Annotated in this window: 3 protein-coding genes; 1 reads left to right on the plus strand and 2 read right to left on the minus strand. The window is 73.9% G+C overall.

Annotated features, from left to right (window positions below; all coding sequences use genetic code 11):
• A partial coding sequence (locus KBX53_RS26790) for a GNAT family N-acetyltransferase (RefSeq protein WP_210862302.1) occupies window positions 1–358 on the plus strand: 358 nt, incomplete at its 5' end.
• A 50-nt stretch (window positions 359–408) separates the two neighbouring features.
• On the opposite strand, the gene KBX53_RS26795 is transcribed toward KBX53_RS26790, so the two are convergent.
• Complete coding sequence (locus KBX53_RS26795) at window positions 409–1,341, minus strand: superoxide dismutase (RefSeq protein ID WP_156057235.1); 933 nt, start codon at window positions 1,339–1,341, stop codon at window positions 409–411.
• 93 nt (window positions 1,342–1,434) lie between these two features.
• The coding region (locus KBX53_RS26800) for an AAA family ATPase (RefSeq protein ID WP_210862305.1) at window positions 1,435–3,414 on the minus strand (1,980 nt) is incomplete at its 5' end.

Below are 3,414 nucleotides of genomic sequence, written 5' to 3' on the forward strand. Positions count from 1 at the left end.
GTTCCACCGCGCCAGCTTCGGCGGACGGGACGGCCCGCCCCGTTCACAGATGTACGCCATCCTCGTCGGCGGCGAGGTGATGGGCATGGTGCGGATGACGCGCTGTGACGAGCCCGGCACTGTGGAGACCGGGATGTGGCTCGGCCGCTCGGCACGAGGGCAGGGGATCGGTGCGGCAGCCCTGCGGGAGTTGCTGAACGCCGCCGCTCGGGCCGGCATGCGGGTGGTGGTCGCTGAGACCACCCCGGACAACATCGGTGCGGTCGCCGTCCTGGAGAAGTGCGGCGCGAAACTGCACGAGGACGACGGCAAGATCCGCGCCCAGATCTGCCTCGACTCGACGCCGCCCACCTTCTGAGCAGCCGATGGGCCGGCGGTGACCGCAGGGCCGCCGCCGGCCGCCCCGGCTCAGGCCGGCAGCCGGACGATGTCGTAGTCGGTGCTCGGCGTCGACTCCACGTCGAAGCGGCCGTTCACCACGTACAACGCCGAGCCGAGCAGGTCGCCGGTGGCCGGGGACCGCAGCTGCGGGCCGGTAATCTCCCGCTGCACCACCCCGGAGGTGTACCCGGCGTTCAGCCGGACCACCGCGACGACGTTGGACAGGTTGCGGATCACGTGCAGGGTGCGTCCGCGCAGCACCAGCCCGTCGGCCCGGTCCACCGAGTAGCCGCCCAGGTCGAACAGGGCGCTGCCGCCGGTACGCGGGTCGACGCGGACCAGCTGCCCGGTCAGCATCTGCGCGACCAGCAGGTCCCCGTTCGGCAGTGCCACGATCCCGTTGTTGAACGCGTCCGGCGTCGCGCCCGGACCGGTGAGTGGCAGCACCCGGAACGCGTCCGGGGCCGGCAGTCGACCACCGGGGCCCAGCGGCACCACGTACAGCACCGGGCGGACGGAGTCGGTGAAGTAGATCGCCCGCTCGGTGATCACCATGTCGTTGACCAGGGTGTTGGCGTCGGTGGTGAACTGGTAGTGGGCCAGCCGGGCGCCGCTGCCCGGGTCGTACACGCTGGCCCCACCGCCGAAGAAGTCGGCGCTCCAGAGCCGCCCCTTCGCGTCGAGCTTGATGCCCGCCTTGGCGGTGCCCGGGGTGCCGGGGATCAGCACCGAGCCGCGTCCGGTGCGTAAGTCACCCCGCCAGACGGCACCATCCAGGACGGAACCCACGTAGACGGTGGTGCCCCGGCCGATCGTCAACCCTTCCGGGGTGAACCCGTCCGGCAGCGCGATCCGGGCCGGGAACGGCTTCGCCGGATGAGCCGTCGCCGGTGCGCCGACCGAGACCAGCGTCGCCGCCGCCACGAGGGGGACGAGGAGAAGAGAGAGCCGCTTGCGCACCGAACACCACCTGACGTCGCAGTGGATGACTCCACTGAGGAATGTGACGTACTAGGAACGTTCGGGGCGCGACAAAAGGTTGTGCTGGTCTGCTCACTCCCGGTTGGCGGCGTACGCGGCCAGCCAGGCCACCTGGGCCGGGTCCAGCGACGGGCGTACCCGGGACCGGGCCGCCGACACGTGCTCGGCCGTGACGGTGGCAGCGGCGAGCGACTCGCGCATCGCGGCCAACGCCGCCTCGCGGACCAGCGCCGCGCCGTCCGCTGCCGAGACACCGGTCAGCTCGTCGCCGAGGGCGGCCAGGTCGACGTCCGGTGCCAGCGGCACCTGCCGGGACGCGGCCCGCAGGATCTCCGCCCGGGCCGGCCCGTCGGGCGGTGGCACGTAGACCAACCGTTCCAACCGGCCCGGCCGCAGCAGCGCCGGGTCGACCAGGTCCGGCCGGTTCGTCGCGCCGACCACCACCACGTTGCGCAGCGTCTCGATCCCGTCCAACTCGGTGAGCAGGGCGGCGACCACCCGGTCGGTGGTGCCGCCGTCGGTGGCCTGACCGCGTACCGGGGCCAGCGCGTCCACCTCGTCCAGGAAGATCAGGGTGGGAGCTGCCTCCCGGGCCCGACGGAACAGCTCCCGGACCGCGCGTTCGCTCTCGCCGACCCACTTGGAGAGCAGTTCGGCGCCCTTGACCGACAGCACGTTGGCCCGCCTCGACCCGGCCAGCGCGGTGACCAGGTAGGTCTTGCCGCAGCCCGGCGGCCCGTAGAGCAGCACACCGCGCGGCGGCTGCACGCCGAGCCGGGCGAAGGTGTCCGGGTAGGTGAGCGGCCAGAGCACCGATTCGGTCAGGGTCTGCTTGACCTCCTCCAGCCCACCCACGTCGTCCAGGGTCACCGACGCCAGGTCCAGGGTGGACGACGCCATCGTGGTCGGCCGCACCACCTCCCGGGCGGCGGTGAAGTCCGCCATCGACACCGTCGGCGTCTCGGCGGACTTCTGCCGCAGCGCCGCGCGTACCCCGGCCTCCCGGACCAGCGCGGCCAGGTCCGCCGCGACGAACCCGGGGGTACGCGCGGCCACGTCGTCCAGCCGGACGTCGTCGGCCAACGGCACCTGCCGGGTCAGCACGGTGAGCTGTTCGCGGCGCAGCGCCTGATCCGGAAGCGGGACGCTGATCCGCAGTGACAGCAGGTCGGGCGCGCGCAGTACCGGGTCGACCGCCTCCGGCCGGCTGCTGGTGCAGACCACTGCGACGCCCGCGCGGACACTCTCGGCGAGCACCTGACGGAACACCGTCGCCACCGGGCCGGGATCGTCAACGGGTGCGAGCGCCTCGACGTCGGTGACCAGCAGCACCGCCGGGCCGCCGGCTCGGGCCGCCGTCGCCGCGTCCCGCAACCGCTCGGCGGCGGCCTGACTGGCCAGCGCCGCCACCTCCGGGGCCCAGAGCGGGTGCACGCGGGCACCGACCCGGGCGGCCACGGCGCGGACCAGCGCCGCCTTCCCGGAACCCGCCGGACCGACCAGCAGCACCCCCAGCGAGACGGTGGTGCCGAGGCGGCCCAACACCTCCCGGTGGTGGAAGCCGAGGTCCAGCAGCTCGGTCAGCTCCTCGGCCTGGGCCCGCAGCCCGGGCAACTCGTCCACGTCCGGTGCGTCGTCCGGCGCAACGGCGTCGGCGCTCGCACCCGGCCGGGCCGGCGCCGCGCCGCCCGGAGCAGGCCCGCCGTGGGTGCTCGCGCCGTGCTGCCAACCGACGGACGTGCCCATGGTGACCAGCGCGCCGGCCGCCGGCTCGACAGCGACCACGGTGAGCAGGGTGCTGGTCCAGGCGAAGCCCACGGTGTTGGCGAGGCTGTGCCGCGCCGCCTCGACCAGGCTGCGGACCGAGGCGTCCGGCAGCACGTCCTGCGGCAGCAGCGACACGTCGTCCCCGACGGTGAGCACCTTGCCCAGCAGCGCGAGCCGGAGCATCTCCGGGCTGACCGCCGCGACCACCCCCGCCGGCCCGGCCAGGACGACCCGGCTCGCCGGGACCAACGGCACCGGGCTCACCCGCACCTGACCGCCGTCGCG

It is taken from the genome of Micromonospora sp. M51 (genome assembly GCF_018070305.1).
Lineage (GTDB): Bacteria > Actinomycetota > Actinomycetes > Mycobacteriales > Micromonosporaceae > Micromonospora > Micromonospora parva.